At 72.4% G+C, this 268-nt stretch carries 1 protein-coding gene; it reads right to left on the bottom strand.

Translation table 11 applies throughout. The features are described from left to right. Positions 1 to 81 precede the first annotated feature (81 nt). Positions 82 to 268 (bottom strand): hypothetical protein (locus tag C1X29_RS29310; protein WP_218275724.1); only part of this gene is annotated, 187 nt, incomplete at its 5' end.

Genomic DNA, 268 nt, shown 5'->3' on the forward strand with positions numbered 1-268 from the left:
GCTTAGCCCTCCGCCGCCAGCGCCTGGCGGACGTGCTTGGCGACCTTCGCGTCGTCCTCGGCGAGCAATATCCTCATGCGTTCAATGCGCGTGCGGCGGCAGTCCGTCGTGCGCGTGGGCCGCAACGCGGTGGCCGCGTCCGCCGGCGCAGACGTGCACCGCCGCGTCGGACAAGAAATCGACCTCGTGCAGGAGCCGGTGGCGCACGTCCAGCGCCACGGCGTGCCCGTCGGCCGCGCTCAGGGCGGGATCGACCTCCACTTCCACC

It is taken from the genome of Pseudomonas sp. GW456-12-10-14-LB2, assembly GCF_002884345.1.
Taxonomy (GTDB): Bacteria; Pseudomonadota; Gammaproteobacteria; order Pseudomonadales; family Pseudomonadaceae; genus Aquipseudomonas; species Aquipseudomonas paraglycinae.